Origin of the sequence: Rhodococcus coprophilus NBRC 100603 (assembly GCF_001895045.1) — a bacterium.
Classification (GTDB): domain Bacteria; phylum Actinomycetota; class Actinomycetes; order Mycobacteriales; family Mycobacteriaceae; genus Rhodococcus; species Rhodococcus coprophilus.
Map to the genome: position 1 here is coordinate 80,852 of NZ_BDAM01000003.1, position 20,062 is coordinate 100,913.

At 67.8% G+C, this 20,062-nt stretch carries 20 protein-coding genes and 2 tRNA genes; 7 read left to right on the forward strand and 15 right to left on the reverse strand.

The genetic code is table 11. The features are described from left to right. The first annotated feature begins 75 nt into the window (after window positions 1-75). Entirely contained in the window at window positions 76-1,059 is a 984-nt protein-coding gene (locus RDCOP1_RS06215; protein WP_072699255.1) for an aldo/keto reductase, read from the forward strand. 139 nt (window positions 1,060-1,198) lie between these two features. Here the strand turns inward: RDCOP1_RS06215 and RDCOP1_RS06220 are convergent. Continuing rightward, window positions 1,199-1,272 (reverse strand) — tRNA-Ile (locus RDCOP1_RS06220). Between the two features lie 174 nt (window positions 1,273-1,446). Then, a tRNA-Asn gene (locus RDCOP1_RS06225) sits at window positions 1,447-1,519 on the reverse strand. A gap of 151 nt (window positions 1,520-1,670) precedes the next feature. On the opposite strand from RDCOP1_RS06225, the gene RDCOP1_RS06230 reads away from it, so the two are divergent. Then, window positions 1,671-1,916 (forward strand): hypothetical protein, encoded by a 246-nt coding sequence (locus RDCOP1_RS06230; RefSeq protein WP_072699634.1) that lies wholly within the window; start codon window positions 1,671-1,673, stop codon window positions 1,914-1,916. Window positions 1,917-1,920: 4 nt separating this feature from the next. On the opposite strand, the gene dnaG is transcribed toward RDCOP1_RS06230, so the two are convergent. The 3 genes from dnaG to RDCOP1_RS06245 form a co-directional block, all read right to left on the reverse strand. After that, window positions 1,921-3,834 carry a DNA primase gene (gene dnaG, locus RDCOP1_RS06235; RefSeq protein WP_072699256.1) on the reverse strand — a complete coding sequence of 638 codons (1,914 nt, stop codon included), beginning with the start codon at window positions 3,832-3,834 and terminating at the stop codon, window positions 1,921-1,923. A 60-nt stretch (window positions 3,835-3,894) separates the two neighbouring features. Beyond that, entirely contained in the window at window positions 3,895-5,166 is a 1,272-nt protein-coding gene (locus tag RDCOP1_RS06240; protein WP_072699257.1) for a deoxyguanosinetriphosphate triphosphohydrolase, read from the reverse strand. Between the two features lie 113 nt (window positions 5,167-5,279). Continuing rightward, window positions 5,280-5,972, reverse strand: a complete 693-nt coding sequence (locus RDCOP1_RS06245) for a YdcF family protein (RefSeq protein ID WP_435829995.1) — start codon at window positions 5,970-5,972, stop codon at window positions 5,280-5,282. Window positions 5,973-6,059: 87 nt separating this feature from the next. On the opposite strand from RDCOP1_RS06245, the gene RDCOP1_RS06250 reads away from it, so the two are divergent. Beyond that, a complete protein-coding gene (locus RDCOP1_RS06250; RefSeq protein WP_072699258.1) occupies window positions 6,060-8,057 on the forward strand; it encodes a TPM domain-containing protein in 1,998 nt (665 codons plus the stop codon). 131 nt (window positions 8,058-8,188) lie between these two features. Here the strand turns inward: RDCOP1_RS06250 and RDCOP1_RS06255 are convergent, their stop codons facing one another. Next, on the reverse strand, window positions 8,189-9,580 hold the full coding sequence (locus tag RDCOP1_RS06255; protein WP_072699259.1) for a glycine--tRNA ligase: 1,392 nt from the start codon (window positions 9,578-9,580) through the stop codon (window positions 8,189-8,191). 163 nt (window positions 9,581-9,743) lie between these two features. On the opposite strand from RDCOP1_RS06255, the gene RDCOP1_RS06260 reads away from it, so the two are divergent. After that, window positions 9,744-10,103: an ArsR/SmtB family transcription factor gene (locus tag RDCOP1_RS06260; RefSeq protein WP_072699260.1), complete on the forward strand. Its 360-nt coding sequence runs from the start codon at window positions 9,744-9,746 to the stop codon at window positions 10,101-10,103. Further along, window positions 10,100-10,525: a Fur family transcriptional regulator gene (locus tag RDCOP1_RS06265; RefSeq protein ID WP_072699261.1), complete on the forward strand. Its 426-nt coding sequence runs from the start codon at window positions 10,100-10,102 to the stop codon at window positions 10,523-10,525. The genes RDCOP1_RS06260 and RDCOP1_RS06265 overlap by 4 nt, the downstream gene beginning before the upstream one ends. 15 nt (window positions 10,526-10,540) lie before the next feature. On the opposite strand, the gene RDCOP1_RS06270 is transcribed toward RDCOP1_RS06265, so the two are convergent. The 4 genes from RDCOP1_RS06270 to recO are packed head-to-tail and all read right to left on the reverse strand — an operon-like array spanning window position 10,541 to window position 13,068. Next, a complete protein-coding gene (locus RDCOP1_RS06270; protein ID WP_072699262.1) occupies window positions 10,541-11,071 on the reverse strand; it encodes a T3SS (YopN, CesT) and YbjN peptide-binding chaperone 1 in 531 nt (176 codons plus the stop codon). Then, complete coding sequence (locus tag RDCOP1_RS06275) at window positions 11,068-11,493, reverse strand: hypothetical protein (RefSeq protein WP_072699263.1); 426 nt, start codon at window positions 11,491-11,493, stop codon at window positions 11,068-11,070. Before RDCOP1_RS06275 ends, RDCOP1_RS06270 begins: the two co-directional genes overlap by 4 nt. Beyond that, a complete protein-coding gene (locus RDCOP1_RS06280) occupies window positions 11,490-12,287 on the reverse strand; it encodes an isoprenyl transferase (protein ID WP_084722504.1) in 798 nt (265 codons plus the stop codon). The genes RDCOP1_RS06275 and RDCOP1_RS06280 overlap by 4 nt, the downstream gene beginning before the upstream one ends. Continuing rightward, window positions 12,253-13,068 carry a DNA repair protein RecO gene (gene recO / locus RDCOP1_RS06285; protein ID WP_072699636.1) on the reverse strand — a complete coding sequence of 272 codons (816 nt, stop codon included), beginning with the start codon at window positions 13,066-13,068 and terminating at the stop codon, window positions 12,253-12,255. Before recO ends, RDCOP1_RS06280 begins: the two co-directional genes overlap by 35 nt. Before the next feature lie 113 nt (window positions 13,069-13,181). On the opposite strand from recO, the gene RDCOP1_RS06290 reads away from it, so the two are divergent. Together RDCOP1_RS06290 and RDCOP1_RS06295 are read left to right on the forward strand one after the other, a co-directional pair. After that, window positions 13,182-14,591, forward strand: a complete 1,410-nt coding sequence (locus tag RDCOP1_RS06290) for an amidase (protein ID WP_072699265.1) — start codon at window positions 13,182-13,184, stop codon at window positions 14,589-14,591. Further along, window positions 14,582-15,181, forward strand: a complete 600-nt coding sequence (locus RDCOP1_RS06295) for a TetR/AcrR family transcriptional regulator (RefSeq protein WP_072699266.1) — start codon at window positions 14,582-14,584, stop codon at window positions 15,179-15,181. The genes RDCOP1_RS06290 and RDCOP1_RS06295 overlap by 10 nt, the downstream gene beginning before the upstream one ends. On the opposite strand, the gene era is transcribed toward RDCOP1_RS06295, so the two are convergent. The 5 genes from era to RDCOP1_RS06320 form a co-directional block, all read right to left on the reverse strand. Then, window positions 15,178-16,095 (reverse strand): GTPase Era, encoded by a 918-nt coding sequence (gene era, locus RDCOP1_RS06300; RefSeq protein ID WP_072699267.1) that lies wholly within the window; start codon window positions 16,093-16,095, stop codon window positions 15,178-15,180. The two genes, RDCOP1_RS06295 and era, sit on opposite strands and share 4 nt — an antisense overlap. After that, a complete protein-coding gene (locus RDCOP1_RS06305; RefSeq protein WP_072699268.1) occupies window positions 16,092-17,405 on the reverse strand; it encodes a hemolysin family protein in 1,314 nt (437 codons plus the stop codon). Before RDCOP1_RS06305 ends, era begins: the two co-directional genes overlap by 4 nt. Before the next feature lie 76 nt (window positions 17,406-17,481). Further along, entirely contained in the window at window positions 17,482-18,024 is a 543-nt protein-coding gene (ybeY, locus tag RDCOP1_RS06310) for an rRNA maturation RNase YbeY (RefSeq protein WP_072699269.1), read from the reverse strand. A gap of 94 nt (window positions 18,025-18,118) precedes the next feature. Beyond that, the gene (locus RDCOP1_RS06315) at window positions 18,119-19,186 is read right to left on the reverse strand and encodes a PhoH family protein (RefSeq protein WP_072699270.1); all 1,068 of its coding nucleotides are present in this window, start codon (window positions 19,184-19,186) and stop codon (window positions 18,119-18,121) included. Between the two features lie 126 nt (window positions 19,187-19,312). Next, complete coding sequence (locus tag RDCOP1_RS06320; RefSeq protein WP_072699271.1) at window positions 19,313-19,945, reverse strand: TetR/AcrR family transcriptional regulator; 633 nt, start codon at window positions 19,943-19,945, stop codon at window positions 19,313-19,315. Window positions 19,946-20,062 lie beyond the last annotated feature (117 nt).

Genomic DNA, 20,062 nt, shown 5'->3' on the forward strand with positions numbered 1-20,062 from the left:
CCTGCCTTTTCACCCCCGGCGTGCACGAATGCGTCGTCCGCATCCTCACCGTCACCTCCTGGGAGGAGCAGCACCATGCACACACGCACCCTCGGCCAGGGCCTCGAGGTTTCCGCGATCGGCTTCGGCGCCATGGGAATGTCGCAGAGTTACGGCCCCAATCCCGGCACCCGCGACGACATGATTGCCGTCCTGCGCTCCGCACTCGACGCGGGTGTGACCTTCTTCGACACGGCAGAGGTATACGGTCCGTATGTCAACGAGGAACTCGTCGGAGAGGCCCTGGAGCCCGTTCGAGATCAGGTCGTCATCGCAACGAAGTTCGGTTTCCGCATCGAAGGCGGAGCCACCGGCTTGGACTCCCGCCCCGAACACATCCGAGCCGTAGCGGATGCTTCCCTGAAGCGGTTGCGGACCGACCGTATCGACCTGTTCTACCAGCACCGCGTCGACCCCGACGTCCCGATCGAGGACGTTGCCGGCACAGTCGGTGAGTTGGTCGAAGCAGGCAAGGTTCGCCACTTCGGGCTGTCCGAGGCGGGCGTCGACACGATCTTCCGCGCCCACGCCACCTACCCTGTCACTGCACTGCAGAGCGAGTATTCGCTGTGGACCAGGGACCCCGAGGGCAGGATTCTTGCCATTCTGAGCCAGTTCGGCATCGGTCTCGTGCCGTTCAGTCCGCTCGGCAAGGGTTTTCTCACCGGCACCGTGAGCGCGGAGACGTCGTTCACGGATGGCGACGTCCGCACCACGATCCCCCGTTTCGACGCCGCGAATCGTGCCGCGAACGAGATCCTCATCGCCCACGTCCGACAGCTCGCCGAACAGCGCGGAGCGACCCCTGGCCAGATCGCACTCGCCTGGCTCCTAGCTCAGCAGCCGTGGATCGTGCCGATTCCCGGCACCCGACGCACCAGCCGCGTCGTCGAAAACGCCGCCTCCACCGCCGTGGCGCTGTCGGCCGACGACCTCGCCGACCTCGACACGCTCGCGGCGCGCCTCGGCGTCCACGGTGACCGATACAACGAATTCCACATGCGTCTCGTGGGCCGCTGAGGCTGCCGATTGCCGAAGAATGACAGGTGCGGTTGTCGCGTGCGGAGAGATGCGCCCACCGGCCGGCGGTGTCCGACTGGACCCAGTCCATGAGTTTCGGGAATATGCAGTGCTGTCGACGGTTTCGCCGCTGAGAATGTGGGGCGGGCGGGGCTCGAACCCGCGACCAATGGATTATGAGTCCACGGCTCTAACCGACTGAGCTACCGCCCCTCCGCAGCGACGTCGCCACAGAACACTGTCCGCATCGAACAGCGCTTCGGAATGGTACCCGGAAATGCGCGGGCGATTCGACACGGGGTGAGGCAGCGTTGTCGTCATCGTCACACCGACTACCTACCCAACGAAAAATCCTCCCACCCGCGATGGGTGGGAGGATTTCAGGTGCTCCCCCGGCTGGACTCGAACCAGCAACCGTTCGATTAACAGTCGAATGCTCTGCCAATTGAGCTACAGGGGATTGTCCTGCGGTGCTCCGCGGGTTTCCCCCGGTGCGTGGAAAACCATAGCGCCCTACCCGCCGCGACGCCAAATCGCCTGCACAGTGCGCGTCCGCACGAAGATCAGGCAGGATGGAACGGACGCGCAGACACGGGTGGAAGGACAGCACATTGATGGGTTTGTTGGTCGGAGTCGCAGCGGGCTATGTACTGGGCACCAAGGCGGGCCGCGCCCGATACGAGCAGATCAGCAAGACCGCCCGGGCGGTGGCGGGTAGCCCGGTTACCAAGAAGGTGATCGAGGTGGGGCGACAGAGGCTTGCCGACTCGCTGAGCCCTCAGCCGAAGCTCGAACCGATGAAGCCGATCGACGAGCACACCACGATCATGATCCCGCGAGATCAACTGAAGAAGTAGCTGCTCAGCCGGCCAGGCCGTCGCCACTCGTATCGCCGATGGCCTGGTCGAGCAAGCTCCGCCGGTACTGCTCGAGGGCCATGAGGTCGCCGAGAAGGGCATGGAATTCGTCGGATTCGGTTGCCGGCGAGATGCGCTGCAACTTCGACTTCAGTTCCGCGACCTGCTCCCCCACCCACACCTCTTGCAAGCGGGCCAGTACGCCGCCGATGTAGCGCGGGATGCGGTCTTCCTCGGCGGGTATCGGCTCGACAGCGAGTTCCATCACCAGGGAGTGCGCCACGGGGTCCTTCGCGGCGCGTCCGACCGCGTCGACCCACTCGCCGCCACCCATCCCCGAGCCGGTTCCACCGGCGGCCGCGACCGCCGTGCGCACAGCCGCGTAGGCGGGGTCGGTGAAGGTCTCGTTCGGCAGCGAATCGAATACGGTACCGGCAATGCCCGGGTACTGGAGGGCAGCCTTGAGCGCGTCGCGTTGCGGCCACAGGGACGGGTCGTTCGGGCGCGGACGACGCAACGCCGACGTGGGCGTCGCGGGAGCTACGGTGGCTCCGGCCCGCGGCTTCGCTTCGGGCGCCCGGGCGCCGCGACGGGCTTCTTCCTGGACTCGGCGCCGCACCGCAGGGATGTCGTCCCAGCCCACCCAGTGCGCCAGTTGCACCGAGTAGTTGTCCCGCAAAGTCCTGTCCTTGATCTGCGCGACCACCGGGACGCATCGGCGCAGCGCTTCGACTCTGCCCTCCGCGTTGTCCAGATTATGTTCGGAGAGAATGGATTTCACCACGAACTCGAACATCGGAGTTCGGCGGGCGACGAGATCGCGGACGGCACCGTCACCGGACTCCTGCCGCAGTTCACACGGATCCATCCCCTTGGGGGCGATCGCGACGTAGGTCTTCGCCGCCGTCTTCTGGTCTCCCTCGAACGCCTTCATCGCGGCAGCGCGCCCCGCGTCGTCACCGTCGAAGGTGTAGATCACCTCGCCGCGGAAGTAACTGTCGTCCATGAGGAGACGGCGGAGCATGGCGAGATGTTCGTCACCGAAGGCGGTGCCACAGGCGGCCACAGCCGTCTTCACGCCCGCGAGATGCATCGCCATGACATCGGTGTAACCCTCGACGATCACGGCTTGGTGGGATTTGGCGATCTCCCGCTTCGCAAGATCCAGCCCGAACAGCACCTGAGACTTCTTGTACAGCTGCGTTTCCGGCGTGTTCATGTACTTCGCGGTGATCTGATCGTCGTCGTAGAGTCGCCGTGCCCCGAAGCCGATGACGTCGCCGGAGAGATTGCGGATCGGCCACAGCAGTCGTCGGTGGAACCGGTCGATCGGCCCCCGACGTCCTTCGCGCGACAGTCCGGCCGCCTCGAGTTCGGAGAATTCGAAGCCGCGCCCGAGGAGGTGCTTGGTGAGCAGATCCCACCCGGCGGGCGCAAAACCGCAGCCGAACATCTCGGCGGCGGCGCTGTCGAAGTTGCGTTCGGTGAGGTAGTCGCGTGCCGCCTGGGCGCCCGGCGTCCGGAGTTGTTCCGCGTAGAACTCCTGGGCGGCTGCATTGGCCGCGACGAGGCGCGCACGGGTACCGCGGTCGCGCTGGACCGACGGTCCGCCACCTTCGTAGTTGAGGGTGTATCCGACCCGCTCGGCGAGTTGCTCGACGGCCTCCACGAAACTGACGTGTTCGATCTTCTGCAGGAACGAGTAGACGTCGCCGCCCTCGCCGCACCCGAAACAGTGGAAGTGCCCGTGGTTGGGGCGTACGTGGAACGACGGCGATTTCTCGTCGTGAAACGGGCACAGTCCCTTGAGAGAGTCGGCGCCACCCCGCTTGAGCGCGACGTATTCGCCGACGATGTCCTCGATGCGGGCGCGGTCGCGAATGGCCGCGATGTCTCTGTCTGAAATTCGGCCGGCCACGACGTCGATTCTAAGCCGCTGCGCCGCGGGTGCCCGCAGCGGTGGTGCCGCGTCGCAGCACTATCCCCAACTGGCCTGGGCGGCGAGGCTGTCGCGATCGATGCGCTCGAGGCGGGATTCGGTGCACGACGCGATCTGATCGACGACCACCCGCACCCGGGCCGCGTCGTCGGGGGCGTCGTTCCACGCGGCGACGAAGAACGGATCGAGCCCCACCGGAGCGGTCCGGAGAAGCCATTCCGCGACGCGGTGGATGCGCTCACGCTGCGCCTCCTGCCGGGTGCGGTGCACACGATCGGACATGACGAACTGCAACGCCATCGTCTTGAGCAGGGCCACCTCGGCGGCCACCACGGGTGGGATCACCAGGTCGGCGTCGTATCTCGTGACGGGTTCGTCGCCGGTGACCTCCCGGGTCCCGAGGATCGCCGCGGTGGCGTAGCGGCCGACAAGTTCGCTGGTGAGTCGTTTGAGCGCGACGGAACTGGCGAGGGTGCCGTCGTAGGTGCCGACGTCGATCACCACGGGCATCGCCGAGAGGCGTTTCGCCGCCTCGGTGAGTTCGGCGGGCTCGAGCCCCGAGAATTCGCGCATACCGAGTTCGATGAGTGCAGACACCGCATCCGCGTCGCCGAGGACCCGCAGGTCGATCCGGCCGTCGATGACACCGTCCTCGACATCGTGCACGGAGTACGCCACGTCGTCGGACCAGTCCATGATCTGCGCCTCGAGGCACTTGCGCTGCCCCGGCGCCCCCTCCCGGACCCACTCGAGCACCTCGACGTCGTCGTCGTAGGCACCGAACTTCGCCCCCGGCGAGGGCCGGGTCCACGGGTACTTGAGGGTCGCGTCGAGCGCTGCCCGGGTCAGGTTGAGCCCCGCGCTGGTCCCGTCGGGGTAGAGCACCTTCGGTTCGAGACAGGTGAGGATGCGCAGGTTCTGCGCGTTTCCTTCGAATCCTCCGCACGGCGCGGCCACCGCGTCCAGGGCGCGCTCCCCGTTGTGCCCGTAGGGCGGGTGCCCGATGTCGTGGGCCAGTCCCGCGAGATCCACGACATCGGGGTCGGCTCCGATCCCCTCCGCGATGCTGCGGCCGATCTGGGCGACCTCCATCGAATGCGTGAGCCTGGTGCGCGGGGTGTCCCCGTCGCGAGGTCCGACGACCTGCGTCTTGTCGGCCAGCCTGCGCAGGGCAGCGCAGTGCTGGACCCGCGCGCGGTCTCGGGCGAATGCGGTGCGGTCGGCGGCGACACGTTCCGCGCCGTCCAGCGCCGACCGTTTCGGCGCTTCGGCGACACGCCGCTCCAGATCGTGTTCGGTGTAGCCCTGCATCAGACCGTCCTTCGTCGCGCCGACTGTGTGTCCGTCGGCCCTACTCACTATCCCCGCCTACCCATACCCGGCCGGTCACATCTGGGCCACTCGGGCGGCTCCCTCTGCCGTGGTCACTGCTCCGCCGTGTACGGGAAGTCCGCGGAGAAATGGGTGATCTGATACCAGATCAGTGCGCCGGTCTCACGGGCGATCGCATGCATCTGGGAGTTGCGGGTGAACACTGCCGGCCCCTGACGGGTGGGCGCCGTCCATGCGTCGAGTCCGGAATCGCGGGCCATCGTCCGGGTGCGGAGCGAATGCCACGGGTCGCTCACCAGGACCGCCGAGGACAGACCCATCCCGTCCATCTCTCTGCTCACCGCTTCCACACTGAGCAGGGTGTCGGATCCTTCTTCCACCGCGATGATCGCCTCCGCGGGCACACCCCTCGACACGAGGTAGTTCTTGCCCGCGGCCGCTTCGGTGAAAAGGTCGCCCTCCTGTTTGCCCCCGACCGTCACGATCCTCGGGGACACGCCCGCCTCGTACAGCTTGAGTGCCTGTTCCAGCCGGGCCTCGAACACCGACGACGGCGTTCCCGAATACTGGGCGGCGCCGAGCACCACGATCGCGTCGGCGGGCGTCCTGTCGTCGATGCGGGCGACCTGCCATACCCGGACCGCGGTTCCGCCGACGACGAGTACGGCGGCGAGCAAGGCACCGACCACCAATCGCCTCAGCCACCGTGCAACGCGGGCGCCCAGGGCGAGGTCGTCCTCGGCACGGCGCGGCGCGGGGACCCGGGGGCGGGATTCGGTACTCACCCCCCAAGTCTGCCAGTGCCCCCGCGGAACGAAGCGGGATGACGCGCCGACCACGTTTCCTACCCTCGAACCACTAGATTCGGAGACATGCCTTACGCCTCGTCTCCGCGCCGACATCCCGCACGGATCGTGCCCGCACTGCTGCCCCTCCTGCTGGCGGCGACGGCCTGGCTGTTGATGCCCGCAGCGGCGTCGGCCGAGCCGCCTTCGCGCCTCCAATCACCGATCAGCGACTCGGCGGGCGTCCTCGACGCGGACGGCACCGCGCGCATCCAGCAGGCCGTGGACACCCTGTACAACGAACACCGTCTGCAACTCTGGGTGACGTACGTCCCGAGTTTCGACGGCCAGAACTACGACGCCTGGGCGCAGGCGACCGCGCGAGCCAGCAACTTCGGCCCGGACACGGCACTCCTCGCGATCGCGACCGAGGACCGCGAGTTCGCACTGTGGACCCCGTCGGGTTCGGATGTCAGCGCGTCCGAGCGCGATCGCATCAGTTCGAACGACATCACGCCCGCGTTGCGCGCCGGCGACTGGGCGGGCGCTGCTGTCGCGGCGGCCGACGGACTCGATGCCGCGCTGACCCCGTCGAGCGCGCCCACGACCACGCTCCTCGTCGGCGGTGGGGTGATCGCCGCAGGCGCGGGCGGCGTCTACGCGTATTCGCGGCGATCCAAGCGCAAGCGCACCGAGACCGCTGCCGCGCGTGCCGCGGCGATCGACCCCGCCGATACCGGTGCCCTCGCAGCGCTTCCGATCGAGGGGCTCGAAACGCACGCGCGGAAGGTGCTGGTGGACACCGACAACGCGGTGCGGTCGAGTTCGGAGGCACTCGAGTTGGCGCGCGGCGAATTCGGCGACACCGCGGTCGCACCGTTCGATCGGGCATATCGCCAGGCCCAGGCCGCCCTCGCGAACGCGTTCCAGATCCGTCAGCGACTCGACGACGACATTCCCGAGACTCCGCAGCAACAGCGCGACATGCTGGTCCAGCTCATCTCCTCGTGCGGCCAAGCCGACCGTGAGCTCGACGCGCAGGTGGAAGCCTTCGACCAAATGCGCGATCTGCTACTTGACGCTCCCGACCGGCTCGACGCACTGACACAGCGAGCGATCGGTCTGCGGGCGCGAATCCCGCAGGGCGAGGCGGCGCTCGCGCAGCTGACCGAGGAATTCCCGTCGGAGGCTCTCGTACCCGTCAAGGACAACGTGTCGCTCGCGCTCGAGGAGATCGAGTACGCAGAGAAGGCCATCGACCAGGGCCGCGTCGCGGTGTCGCGCCCGGTGGGTGAGCAAGGCGACGCCGTCCGTGCGATTCGCGAGTCCGAACGCGCGCTCGGCCATGCGGCAACACTCCTCGACGGCGTCGAGCACGCCGCGGAGGACATCCGTCACGCCATCGCGACTCTTCCGGCGGCCATGGAAGATGCGGCGCAGGGCATCGCCGACGCGGAACAACTCGTTGCCGCAGGTGGCCCGGAACTGGCCGAAGCCCGCCGAGCCGCTCAGGAAGCACTCGAACATGCACGGGCAGCGCAGCACACCGACCCGCTGGGGAGTTTCACGCGGGTCGTGGAAACCGATGCGCGCCTCGATGCGCTGCGGGCGCAGACCCGTGAGGCTCGAGAAGAGGAAGCGCGCGCCCGCCGACGGCTCGAACAGGACCTGACAGCGGCGCAGGCGCAGGTCACCGCCGCATCCGACTTCATCGGCACACGACGCGGTGTCGTCGGCGCCGAGGCCCGCACGAGGCTGTCGGAGGCGCAGCGTCATCTCGACGCGGCCCGGCAGCTCTCGTCGACCGATGCGGCGCAGGCGCTTCAGCACGCGCAGACGGCCTCGGCCCTCGCGTCCCGCGCCCTGAGCGCGGCACGCCGGGACGTCGAGTCGTGGGAACGCCGCAACCCGCCCCGCGGCGGCGGTTCGTCGGGAGGCAACATCGCCGGCGCCGTGCTGGGCGGCATCTTGATCAACAGCGTCCTCGGCGGCGGTGGCCACGGGGGCGGCTTCGGGGGCGGAGGATTCGGCGGTGGCGGCTTCGGCGGTGGCGGCTTCGGCGGATCGAGCGGCGGCAGGTTCTGACACCGACGCCGTCGAAACTTGGGTGAGAAACTTCTCGCCCAGCGGGCAACAACTCACCAGAGTTCACAAACTCGCCGGCCCTCCCGTGTCACGGGAGGGCCGGCGAGTCGGTTGAGGTGCGGATCGGCCGATCAGCAGCCGATCAGACGCTGCGCGAGGTAGCCCTCGACCTGGTCGAGGCTCACGCGCTCCTGCGCCATCGAGTCGCGCTCGCGAATGGTCACCGCGTGATCCTCGAGGGTGTCGAAGTCGACGGTGATGCAGAACGGGGTGCCGATCTCGTCCTGGCGACGGTAGCGGCGGCCGATGGCGCCCGCATCGTCGAACTCGATGTTCCAGTGCTGGCGCAGCTGCGCGGCGAGATCCTTCGCCTTCGGGCTCAAGTCTGCGTTGCGGCTCAGCGGCAGCACGGCGACCTTCACGGGCGCGAGACGGCGGTCGAGACGCAGCACCGTGCGCTTGTCGACCCCGCCCTTGGCGTTGGGGGCCTCGTCTTCGGTGTACGCGTCGACGAGGAATGCCATGAGCGAACGAGTAAGTCCCGCTGCGGGTTCGATCACGTACGGGGTGTAGCGCTCGTTCGTGGTCTGGTCGAAGAAACTCAGGTCGGTGCCCGAGTGCTTCGAGTGGGTCGACAGGTCGAAGTCGGTGCGGTTGGCGACGCCTTCGAGCTCACCCCATTCGCTGCCCTGGAAGTGGAAGCGGTACTCGATGTCGACGGTCCGCTTGGAGTAGTGCGACAGCTTCTCCTGCGCGTGCTCGTACAGGCGGAGGTTGTCCTTGTTGATTCCCAGGCCCGTGTACCAGTCCATCCGGTAGTCGATCCAGTACTGGTGCCACTCCTCGTCCTCGCCGGGCTTGACGAAGAATTCCATCTCCATCTGCTCGAACTCGCGGGTGCGGAAGATGAAGTTGCCCGGGGTGATCTCGTTGCGGAAGCTCTTGCCGATCTGGCCGATACCGAACGGCGGCTTCTTGCGCGACGTGGTGAGCACGTTGGCGAAGTTCACGAAGATACCCTGAGCGGTCTCCGGGCGCAGGTAGTGCAGGCCCTCTTCGCTCTCGATCGGACCCAGGTAGGTCTTGAGCATCATGTTGAAGTCGCGCGGCTCGGTCCACTGACCCTTGGTGCCGCAGTCCGGGCACGCGATCTCCGACATCGCAACGGTGTCGGGATCGTCGAGCTTGTGCTTCTCGGCGTACGCCTCCTGCAGGTGGTCCTGACGGTGGCGCTTGTGGCAGCTGAGGCATTCGACGAGCGGGTCGTTGAACACGCCGACGTGACCGGACGCGACCCACACCTGACGCGGCAGGATCACCGACGAGTCGAGGCCGACGACGTCCTCGCGGCTGGTGACCATGTTGCGCCACCACTGCTTCTTGATGTTCTCCTTGAGCTCGACACCCAGCGGCCCGTAGTCCCAGGCCGACCTGGTGCCGCCGTAGATCTCACCACAGGGGTAGACCAGACCTCGGCGCTTGGCGAGGTTGGCGACGGTATCGATCTTGGATTTGGGTGCCACTCGGATTCTCTCCATCTTCGATGCGGGGTTTTCGCAGCATGCGTCAGCTACCAAGACTATCGCTCCTGCCCACCGCGACGAATTCGTGGCGGTTGACATGCACATCCATGCATATCAAAATGGTATCGGTTTGCAATAAGCCCCCGACAGCCCGAGGAGTCCCGTGAGTGTCGACGCCCGTCGCCGCGAGTGCCCCACGGACGACGCAACACGGCATGCCCCGCCGGCCCACCCACCCGTCTCGCACGAGACGCTGGTCGCCGCGGGTGAACTGCTCCGCGCCCTGTCGGCGCCGGTCCGCATCGCCATCGTGCTCGAACTGCGCGAATCCGCGCGGTGCGTCCACGAACTCGTCGGCGCCCTCGGGGTGACCCAACCGCTCATCAGCCAGCACCTGCGCGTCCTCAAGTCCGCGGGAGTGGTTCGGGGCGACCGCACCGGCCGGGAAGTGCTGTACCGCCTGGCCGACGACCACCTCGCCCACATCGTCGTCGACGCTGTTGCGCACGCTCAGGAAGGATGACGGCCGCAGTGACCTCCGCACGCAAGCCCCTGGTGGGGGTGCGCTCGACCAGGCAGCGAAGCGCAATCGTCGACCTGCTCGACAACACCGAAGAGTTCCGTTCCGCCCAGGACCTGCACGACGAACTGCGCAAGCGTGGCCAGGGCATCGGTCTGACGACCGTCTACCGCACCCTGCAGTCCCTCGCCGAGACGGGAAGCGTCGACGTACTGCGCACCGACTCCGGCGAATCCCTGTTCCGTCGCTGCTCCTCCGGACACCACCATCATCTCGTGTGCCGCCGTTGCGGATTCACCGTGGAGGTCGACGGACCGGAAGTCGAACGGTGGTCGCACGAAGTCGCCGACACGCACGGATTCGAAGAGGTCAGCCACACCGTCGAGATCTTCGGCACCTGCCGCGACTGCGTGGTGCGGCCGTGACCGGGAGCCGGTAGCTCAGCCGCAGGTGCAGTCGCCGCACCCGCATTCCCCGCCCAGCAGGTTCTCCCCCACCACCGTGTCCGCCGGTCCGTCGAACACGCACGCCTCGCCCCCGAGTCGCGCGGCCAGCCCGCGCACCTCCGCAGTGAGCGGCACGACGGCGCCCACGGCGCGCAACAGGTGCAGCGGAACGAGCGGGGATGCCCCGACTCGCTGCTCGGCGGTGACCCGATCCTTGTGCAAAACGAACGTGAACTCGGGGAACTCGAACTGCATCTCGGCGAGCGCCTCGAGAGCTCGGGCACGGTCGGTGATCCCCTCCGCCAGGAAGGTCGTCAGGTGCACGACGCCCGCTTCCGCGTCGACGCTCGCGAACGTCGGCACGTCGTCGATCCAGATCGGGACGTCACCGTCCTCGTCGGGTTCGGGTGCCCCGTCCATCGCGTGGGCCAGTGTGCGGACCACCAGGTCGCGGAGCGCGGCGTCGTCGGCCGTCGGGATCGCGAGGTCCCACTGCTCCTCGCCGGTGCCGGTGACGCCGGTCATGCGTCGCCCTCGGGTGCGGAAGCACCCGCGACCGTCTCGCGGGCTTCGGCGATGCCGTCGAGCACGAGCAGCAGCATGGTGGTGAGCGGAGTGTCCTCGAGGCCGGTGGCAGGGAAGGAGTAACGGACGATCACATCCGCCACGGTCTCCCGCTCGATGAGATGGATCGATCCGAACTGCAGCGCCTCGGCTGCCGACGCGACGCGGGTACGCACCTCGTCGCCGAGTGGGAGATCCCACGCGAGCACACCGGTGAGCGACACCACGTCGAGTCCCTCGGTGAGCGTGACGACCTGGAGTGCGAACGGGACTGCGCCGTAGTCGAATCCGAACGATCCGTCGCCGTTGTCCGCAGCACCCGGACTGCGCACCTGGACGAACGGCGCCAGTGCCGCGGAAATGCGGTCGCGCAGTGCGGTCATTTCACACCCCCGAACCGGCGGTCGCGAGAGGCGTACTCGACGCACGCCGCCCACAGGTCGCGGCGGTCGAAGTCGGGGAACATCTTGTCCTGGAAGACCAGTTCGGCGTAGGCCGACTGCCACAACAGGAAATTGGACGTGCGCTGCTCACCGGACGGCCGGAGGAACAGGTCGACGTCGGGCATGTCGGGTTCGTCGAGGTACCGCGCGACGGTCGCCTCCGTGATGCGTTCCGGGTCCAGTTCTCCCGCTGCCACGCGTCGCCCGATTTCCCGGGCGGCGTCGGCGATCTCGGCGCGGCCCCCGTAGTTGACGCACATCGTGAGAGTCATCACATCGTTGTCGCGGGTCAGTTCCTCGGCCGCTTCGAGTTCTTTGATGACGCTGGTCCACAACCGGGGACGACGCCCCGCCCACCGCACACGAACGCCCATCTCGTGCATTTCGTCGCGGCGACGACGGATCACGTCGCGGTTGAAGCCCATGAGGAAACGCACCTCATCGGGACTACGCTTCCAGTTCTCGGTCGAGAACGCGTACGCCGACAGCCACTTGACGCCCATCTCGATGCAACCGCACACGGTGTCCATCAAGACTTCTTCGCCGCGCTCGTGCCCGGCGGTGCGGGGCAGCCCGCGTTCCTGCGCCCAGCGCCCGTTTCCGTCCATGACCAGCGCGACGTGCCGAGGGATCAACTCGGGCTGGAGGACGGGCGGCCTGGCCCCCGACGGGTGGGGGTCGGGCGGCCGGATCGTGCGATCAGGCGATGGGTGTGGGGCGCGTCGTCGAATCACGGGTCCCATCCTGCCTGACGCCCGAATCGCCACGATCGGCCCCGTGCGTGCCGGCACGTTCGACGAGCGGCAACGACCGCAGCTGGCGCTCGAGGTGCCATTGGAGGTGCGCGGCGACGAGCCCGCTGGCCTGGCTGCGCACTCCGGCGCCGGCCTCTTCGGTCTCGGCCCATCGACCGTGGACGAGCGCGTCGAGGAGCTCGAAGACGGCGGGAGCGGGCGTCGCGGCGCCCGGCGGACGACAGTGCACGCAGACCGCTCCACCGGCAGCGACGTGGAAGGCGTTGTGCGGGCCGGGTCGGTCGCACCGCGCGCAACGGGTGATCGCGGGCGCCCATCCGGCGTAGGCCATCGCGCGCAGCAAGAACGCGTCGAGGATCAGTTCGGGTGGGCGGGTGTGGTCGCAGACCGCGCGCAGCGCCCCCACGGTCAGGGAGTGCAGGCGCGGGGCGGGTGCCCGTTCTTCGCCGGCGAGACGCTCCGCGGTCTCGAGGATCGCGCACGCGGTGGTGTAGCGGGAGTAGTCGTCGACGATACCGACGGCGAACGCGTCGAGGGTCTGCACCTGGGTGACGATGTCGAGGCTGCGGCCGGGGTGGAGTTGCACGTCGACGTGTGCGAACGGTTCGAGCCGGGCCCCGAACTTCGAGCGCGTCCGGCGTACGCCCTTGGCGACGGCGCGGACGAGGCCGTAACGGCGGGTGAGCAGCGTGACGATGCGGTCGGCTTCGCCGAGCTTGTGCTGGCGCAGCACCACCGCGTTGTCCCGATACAACCTCACCCCCCGAGTGTTCCACGCCGCGACGACATGCGGCACGGCCAGGCCGTCCCGACGTCTCGACGCCGAAACGAGAACACGTTACTGTTCGTTCGAACGAACAGTAAGGGAGAACGATGAGCGCACCCACCCGCCCGCGCGATCTCGTCGACACCGCGCGGGCACTCGCGACCGGCACCGTCACCTCGTACGACCTCGTACGCAGCGCCCTCGATCGCATCGACGCCTCGCAGGCATCCCTCAATGCCTTCCGCGTCGTCCGGCGCGACAACGCCCTGGCGGAGGCGCGGGAGGCAGACCGCCTCCTCGCAGCAGGTGAACGCCGCCCGTTGCTCGGCGTGCCCGTCGCGATCAAGGACGACACCGACATCGTGGGCGAGACCACTATGTTCGGATGCGCCGGCACGTTCGACGTCAAGACCCACGACGCCGAGGTGGTGCGGCGGTTGCGCGAGGCCGGCGCGGTCGTCGTCGGCAAGACGCACTCCCCCGAACTCGGTCAGTGGCCGCTCACCGGCGGCGACGCGTTCGGTCACACCCGTAGTCCGTGGTCGCGTGAGCACACCCCCGGTGGTTCGTCGGGAGGCAGCGCCGCCGCGGTCGCCGCGGGACTCGTGCCTGCCGCGCTGGGGTCCGACGGCGCCGGGTCGGTGCGCATCCCCGCGTCGTGGTCCAACCTGGTCGGCATCAAACCGCAGCGCGGCCGCATCTCCATGTGGCCCGACGCAGAAGCCTTCGAGGGTCTGACCACGCACGGAACCCTGGCCCGGACGGTCGCCGACGCCGCGTTGCTGCTCGACATCGTCGCCGGCAACCATCCGGGCGACCTGCACACCCGGCCCGCGGCGACCGTCTCCGACGCCGTCGGGCGCGACCCCGGCAGGCTGAAGATCGCGTTGTCGATGAAACTTCCCTTCACTGCGACGCCGAGGCGCCTCGACCCGAGAGTCCACATCCGGCTAGCCGCACTCGCCGCCACCCTACGCGACCTCGGTCACGAGGTGACGCTCGCCGACCCCGACTACGGGATCCTCTTCGGCCTGAACTTCCTGCCCCGCTCGATGTCGGGCATCGAGAACTGGCTCCACCGCTTGCCCGACCCGGCGCTGGCCGACGTGCGCACCCGCGCCAACGCACGTACCGGGCGGATGCTGCACGGTGCGCCCCTACGCGCCGCGCGCCGCGCGGAACCTCGCCTCCGGCGGCGGGTCGGACGGATCTTCGACCGGTTCGACGTCGTCCTGACCCCGACCACCGCGACACCTCCGCTTCCCGTCGACGCGATCGACGGCATCGGTGGATGGGCCACCGACAAGGTCATCACGGCGGCCTGTCCGTACGCGTGGCCGTGGAACGTGCTGGGCTGGCCGGGAATCAGCGTTCCCGCCGGTTTCACCGACGAGGGTCTTCCCGTCGGCGCCCAGCTTCTGGGACCGGAGGATTCCGAACCACTCCTGATCTCCCTGGCCGCACAACTCGAATCGGTTCTGCGCTGGCACGAGCACATCCCGGAGCCGTGGTGGTGAGCGAGTTGTCCTCCGTGCGGTCACGCATCATCGACGCGACGCTGTACCTCGTCGGAACAGAAGGCGTCGCGGGAGTCACGAACCGCCGCATCGCTTCCCGCGCACAGGTGTCGCCCGGCTCGATCACCTATCACTTCCCCACCCAGGACGACCTGCTGCGTTCCGCGCTGACGCACTTCGCCGACGAAGAGACGTCGCGGCTGCGCGAGATCGCAGAAACCTATCGCGAGCAGTCGCTTTCGGTGCAGGATGCGGCGGCACTGACCGAGCAGGTCGCCGAGAGTCTGGCCTTCTCCGCGGAGCGGATCGCGCCCTTCGAACTGTATGTCCAGGCCGGACGAGACCCGAACCTACGCGCCGCCGCCGCGGAGTGCTGGCGCGCCTACGACGCGCTGACCTTCACCATCCTGACCGAACTCGGCATCCCCGATGCCCGCGCGCTCACCCGCACGCTCGTCGCGACCATCGCGGGCCTGCAACTCCGGCGCCTGTCGACCGGCGAGGACGCCGACCTCGCCGGCGCGGTGCTGCTCCTCCTCCGGCAGGCCGGGACATCCGGAGGCGGGGACCCGGAGTCCGAACCGGACTAGAACCCCAGGCGGCCCAACTGCTTCGGGTCTCGCTGCCAGTCCTTGGCGACCTTGACGTGGAGATCGAGATAGACCTTCACGCCCAGCAGTTTCTCGATCTGGGTGCGGGCAGCAGTGCCCACCTCCCGGAGCCGGGCACCGCCCTTGCCGATCACGATGCCCTTCTGGCTGGGACGCTCGACGTAGAGGAAGGCGTGGACGTCGAGCATCGGTCCCTGCTTCTCCGTCCGTCCCTCCCGTTCGACGATCTCTTCGATCACGACGGCGAGCGAATGCGGCAGTTCGTCGCCGAGGCCCTCGAGTGCGGCTTCGCGGATCAGTTCCGCCATGAGGGTTTCTTCGGGCTCGTCGGTGAGTTCGCCGTCCGGATAGAACGCCGGGCCGGGTTCCATGTGCGACGCGAGCACGTCGACGAGCACTTCCACCTGCTCACCGGACGTCGCGGACACGGGCACCACGTCGGAGTTGTCGCCGAGCAGTTTCGACACGGCCATCAACTGTGCGGCGACCTGCTGCTTACCGACCTTGTCGATCTTGGTGACGATCCCGATCACCGGCGTCTTCGGTGCGACGTGCCGCAGCTGCTCGAGGATCCACCGATCTCCGGGCCCGATCTTCTCGTCCGCCGGGAAACACATGCCGATGGCGTCGACTTCGGAATAGGTGTCGCGCACAAGGTCGTTGAGGCGCTGACCGAGCAGGGTCCGCGGCCGGTGCAGGCCGGGAGTGTCCACAAGAATCAACTGGGCATGGTCCCGATGGACGATGCCGCGAATCGTGTGCCGCGTCGTCTGCGGCCGCGACGAGGTGATGGCGATCTTGCTGCCGACGAGCGCATTCGTCAGCGTCGACTTTCCGGTGTTCGGCCGGCCGACGAAACAGACGAAGCCGGAACGGAAGTCGGGGTGGGTCATGCATGCTCCTCGGTGGTGTCCGTGCGGTGGTCGGTGCTCTCGGGTTCGGCCGCTCGCTGGACGAACACGGTGCTCACCCGCACCCGTCCTCGCACATCGGGGCCGCCCTCGCCCCGCAGCACCAGTCCGTGCGTGGTGACCTCGGAGCCGGGCAGCGGGACGCGGCCCAGTTCGTAACCCAGCAGACCACCGACGGTGTCGACCTCGTCGTCGGCGATCTCGATATCGAACAGTTCTCCGAGATCTTCGACGGGCAGTCTCGGCGACACCCGGAAGGTGCCGTCACCGAGATCCTCGACATCGGGGATCTCGGCGGTGTCGTACTCGTCGGCGATTTCACCGACGATCTCTTCGATGACGTCCTCGATCGTGACGAGTCCGGCGATGCCGCCGTATTCGTCGACGAGAACTGCCATGTGGTTGCGGTCACGCTGCATGTCCGCGAGCAGGTCGTCGAGACGCTTGGAGTCCGGGACGAAGACGGCCGGTCGCATCACCTCGGCGACGGAGACACTGCGGCCGCCGTCGCTGGAGTGGTACGTCCTCTTGACCAAGTCCTTGAGGTACACCACACCGCGGATGTCGTCGACGTTCTCGCCGATCACCGGAATCCGGGAATGTCCGCTGCGGACCGCGAGCGACGTAGCCTGACCGGCCGATTTCGTCTCCTCGATCCACACCATCTCGGGTCGGGGCACCATGATCTCGCGGGCGGTGGTGTCGCCGAAATCGAAGACCGACTGGATCATCCGCCGCTCTTCGTCGGCCACCACACCACGTGCCTGCGCGAGATCGACGAGTTCGCGCAGTTCGATCTCGTTGGCGAACGGCCCGTTCCGGAATCCCCGGCCCGGAGTCACGGCGTTACCCACGAGAATGAGGATGCGGCTGACGGGGCCGAGCAGGACGCCGAGCATCCGCAGCGGAACGGTCGCTGCCAGCGCGAGTGGATACGCGTGCTGCCGTCCGAGCGTGCGGGGGCCGACACCGATCACGACGTAGTCGACGACGACCATCACGGCAGCGGCTGCGACGAGTGCCCACGTCCGGTCGAGCACGTCGAGCAACGCGCCCGCGAGAACGACCGTCGCTGCGATCTCGCACAGGATGCGCAGCAGCACCGAAAGATTGACGTAGCGGGGCCGGTCGTCGAGGATGCCGAGCAGACGCTGCGCGCCGGCCCTGCCGTCCTTGGCCAGTTCTTCCACACGCGCGGGCGAGACGGTGTTGAGCGCGGCGTCGAGTCCGGCGAACAACCCGCCGAAGGCTACGAGTACGACGGCGAGGACGACCAGGGTCAAGGGGCTCACGTGGTCCGACCTCCCCGAGCGGACTCGATCAGAACTCGTCGACGATGCCGGGGCGCGCCGGGTCTGCCGTCACCCGTCATGATTCGGGAGTGTCGACGAAACCGGCCTTGCCCAGCAGGCTCCGGTCGCGTTCTGCAAGGCGGGCCTGCTCTTCGGCAAGGCGAAGTTCCTCGTACCACTCGGTGAGGAGCTGGTTCTGGAGCGCGAACATCTCCTTCTCCTCGTCGGGTTCGGCGTGGTCGTACCCGAGGAGATGGAGCATGCCGTGCACGGTGAGCAGTGCGAGTTCGTGTGCGACCGCGTGACCGGCCTTCTCGGCCTGCTCGGCCGCGAACGGCGGGCAGAGCACGATGTCGCCGAGCATCGCGGGTCCGGGCTCGGGTGCATCGGGACGGCCACCCGGCTCGAGTTCATCCATGGGGAACGACATCACGTCGGTCGGACCCGGTAGGTCCATCCACCTCATGTGCAGGTCCGCCATCGTGTCGGAGTCGACGAGGACCATCGACAGTTCGGCGGCGGGATGGACATCCATCCGGGCGATCACGAAACGGGCAACGTCGAGAAGGTCTTCTTCGGAGACTTCCATCCCCGATTCGTTCGAAATCTCGATGCTCATGGGTGTCGATCCTTTTTCACTACGGCCTTGTGTACGACGGGATTCTGCGCGGTGAGCTTTCGCACCGCGGACGGGACGGAGGGTTGGGCGGCCGTCACCGGCGCGGCACCCGCTGCTGCGCTACGGCGCGGCGCTGGGCGCGGTTGCCCGCACCCGTACCGTCTTCTCGGGTCGCTTCGTAACGCCCGTAGGCGTCGACGATGTCGGAGACGAGGCGATGACGCACCACGTCGCTGCTGTCGAGCCGGGCGAAGTGGATGTCGTCGATGCCCTCGAGAATCTCGGTCGCCGCGGCGAGACCGGACCGTGCCCCACCGGGCAGGTCGATCTGGGTGACGTCGCCGGTGACGACGATCTTGGCGCCGAATCCGAGGCGGGTGAGGAACATCTTCATCTGCTCGGCGGTCGTGTTCTGCGCCTCGTCGAGGATGATGAACGCGTCGTTGAGCGTGCGTCCGCGCATGTAGGCGAGCGGCGCGACCTCGATGACCCCGGCTTGCATGAGCTTCGGGATGGCTTCGGGATCCATCATGTCGTGCAGCGCGTCGTGCAGGGGCCGCAGGTAGGGGTCGATCTTCTCGTGCAGGGTGCCCGGGAGGAACCCGAGCCGTTCCCCGGCTTCGACCGCCGGCCGCGTGAGGATGATGCGGTTGACCTGCTTGGTCTGCAGCGCCTGCACGGCCTTCGCCATCGCGAGGTACGTCTTGCCGGTGCCGGCGGGACCGATCCCGAACACGATGGTGTGGGAGTCGATCGCGTCGACGTAGCGCTTCTGGTTGAGCGTCTTCGGCCGGATCGTCTTGCCGCGCCGGGACAGGATGTCGAGGCTGAGCACCTCTGCCGGGGACTCCGACAGTCCCTGCGTGAGCATGCCGACGCTGCGGCGCACTGCATCGGGGCCGAGCGACTGACCGCGGCGCACGATTGTCACGAGTTCGCCGAATACTCGTTCGGCGAGGGCGACGTCGGCGGGGCTGCCGGTCAGGGTCACGGTGTTGCCGCGCACATGGATATCCGCGGCCAGGGCACTTTCGAGGGCGATGAGGTTCTCGTCCGTCGCGCCGAGGAGAGGCGCAGCTACCTCCGGTGGAAGGTCCAGGCTGGACCGAACCGGGGTGGGTTCGATGTTCTCGGGGGCACGGGTGCGGTCTGGTTGACTCACGTGGACGGTACGGCCTGCTTTCCGATGAGCTCCGGCACGACGGTCGTCGTGTCCGCACCAGTCTAGCGCTGCGCGTTGCCACCCTTCACGGCATCAAGTTCCGCGCGGCGCGGGTCACGCCGCCGCTCACAGCTCCCGTGTACTTCCCGCCACCCATCGGCGCGCGGCATCGAGCACCTCGGCAGATCGGCCGGCGGGCACCCCTGCCAGCACGAGCACGCCGAGTGCCATACTCTCGCCGTCGTCGCGGACGAGCCCGTAGTTGGCTTGTTCGAGCACGGACATGGTGAGGCCTTCCATCATTCCCACGAGCACCGCGGTGGGCAGATAGGCGGGAAACCTGCCCGAGGCACGACCCCGCTCGACGACGCCCACAGTTCGGGTACGCACCGGGGCGACGAGTTCGGCGATGCGGTGATCGCCCACTTCCTTGCGGGCGAAAGACAACAGCATCCGGAAGCGGTCACCGACCGGCCAGGTCCGCAGGGCCCCGACTGCCAGGGCAACCGCGGGGTCATCGGGTTCGGGATGGTCGAGGGCTTCCGCGAGGGCTGCCGACGCCTCGTCGGAGAGACCGTCGACGAGCGCTTCGCGGTTGGGAAAGTGTCCGTACACCGTGCGGCGCACCACTCCGGCGGCGCGGGCGACGTCGTCCATGCTCGCGTCCGGGTCCGCGGCGAAGCAGGTCATCGCGGCGTCGAGGATCCGCGCGCGGTTCGCATTGGCTCGCGTGCGCGGCCGCTGCGCCGATTCCTCCACGTTGCTGGTCCTCTCCGCCGACTCCGTTCGAGCGAGCTTCCCCAGTCTACTTGCACAGCAGTGTGCAAATAGCTAAGTTGCACACGGCTGAGCAAGTTGCACACTGCTGTGCAAATA

What these genes read in the sequence shown, in the direction of transcription:
- RDCOP1_RS06215 (WP_072699255.1), top strand. Translation starts at nt 76, where the DNA reads ATGCACACACGCACCCTCGGCCAGGGCCTCGAGGTTTCCGCGATCGGC.
- RDCOP1_RS06270 (WP_072699262.1), bottom strand. Translation starts at nt 11,071, where the DNA reads ATGACCGGCGTCACCGGCACCGGCGAGGAGCAGTGGGACCTCGCGATC.
- RDCOP1_RS06265 (WP_072699261.1), top strand. Translation starts at nt 10,100, where the DNA reads ATGACGGCCGCAGTGACCTCCGCACGCAAGCCCCTGGTGGGGGTGCGC.
- RDCOP1_RS06290 (WP_072699265.1), top strand. Translation starts at nt 13,182, where the DNA reads ATGAGCGCACCCACCCGCCCGCGCGATCTCGTCGACACCGCGCGGGCA.
- era (WP_072699267.1), bottom strand. Translation starts at nt 16,095, where the DNA reads ATGACCCACCCCGACTTCCGTTCCGGCTTCGTCTGTTTCGTCGGCCGG.
- RDCOP1_RS06275 (WP_072699263.1), bottom strand. Translation starts at nt 11,493, where the DNA reads ATGACCGCACTGCGCGACCGCATTTCCGCGGCACTGGCGCCGTTCGTC.
- RDCOP1_RS06240 (WP_072699257.1), bottom strand. Translation starts at nt 5,166, where the DNA reads ATGCAGGGCTACACCGAACACGATCTGGAGCGGCGTGTCGCCGAAGCG.
- ybeY (WP_072699269.1), bottom strand. Translation starts at nt 18,024, where the DNA reads ATGAGCATCGAGATTTCGAACGAATCGGGGATGGAAGTCTCCGAAGAA.
- RDCOP1_RS06250 (WP_072699258.1), top strand. Translation starts at nt 6,060, where the DNA reads ATGCCTTACGCCTCGTCTCCGCGCCGACATCCCGCACGGATCGTGCCC.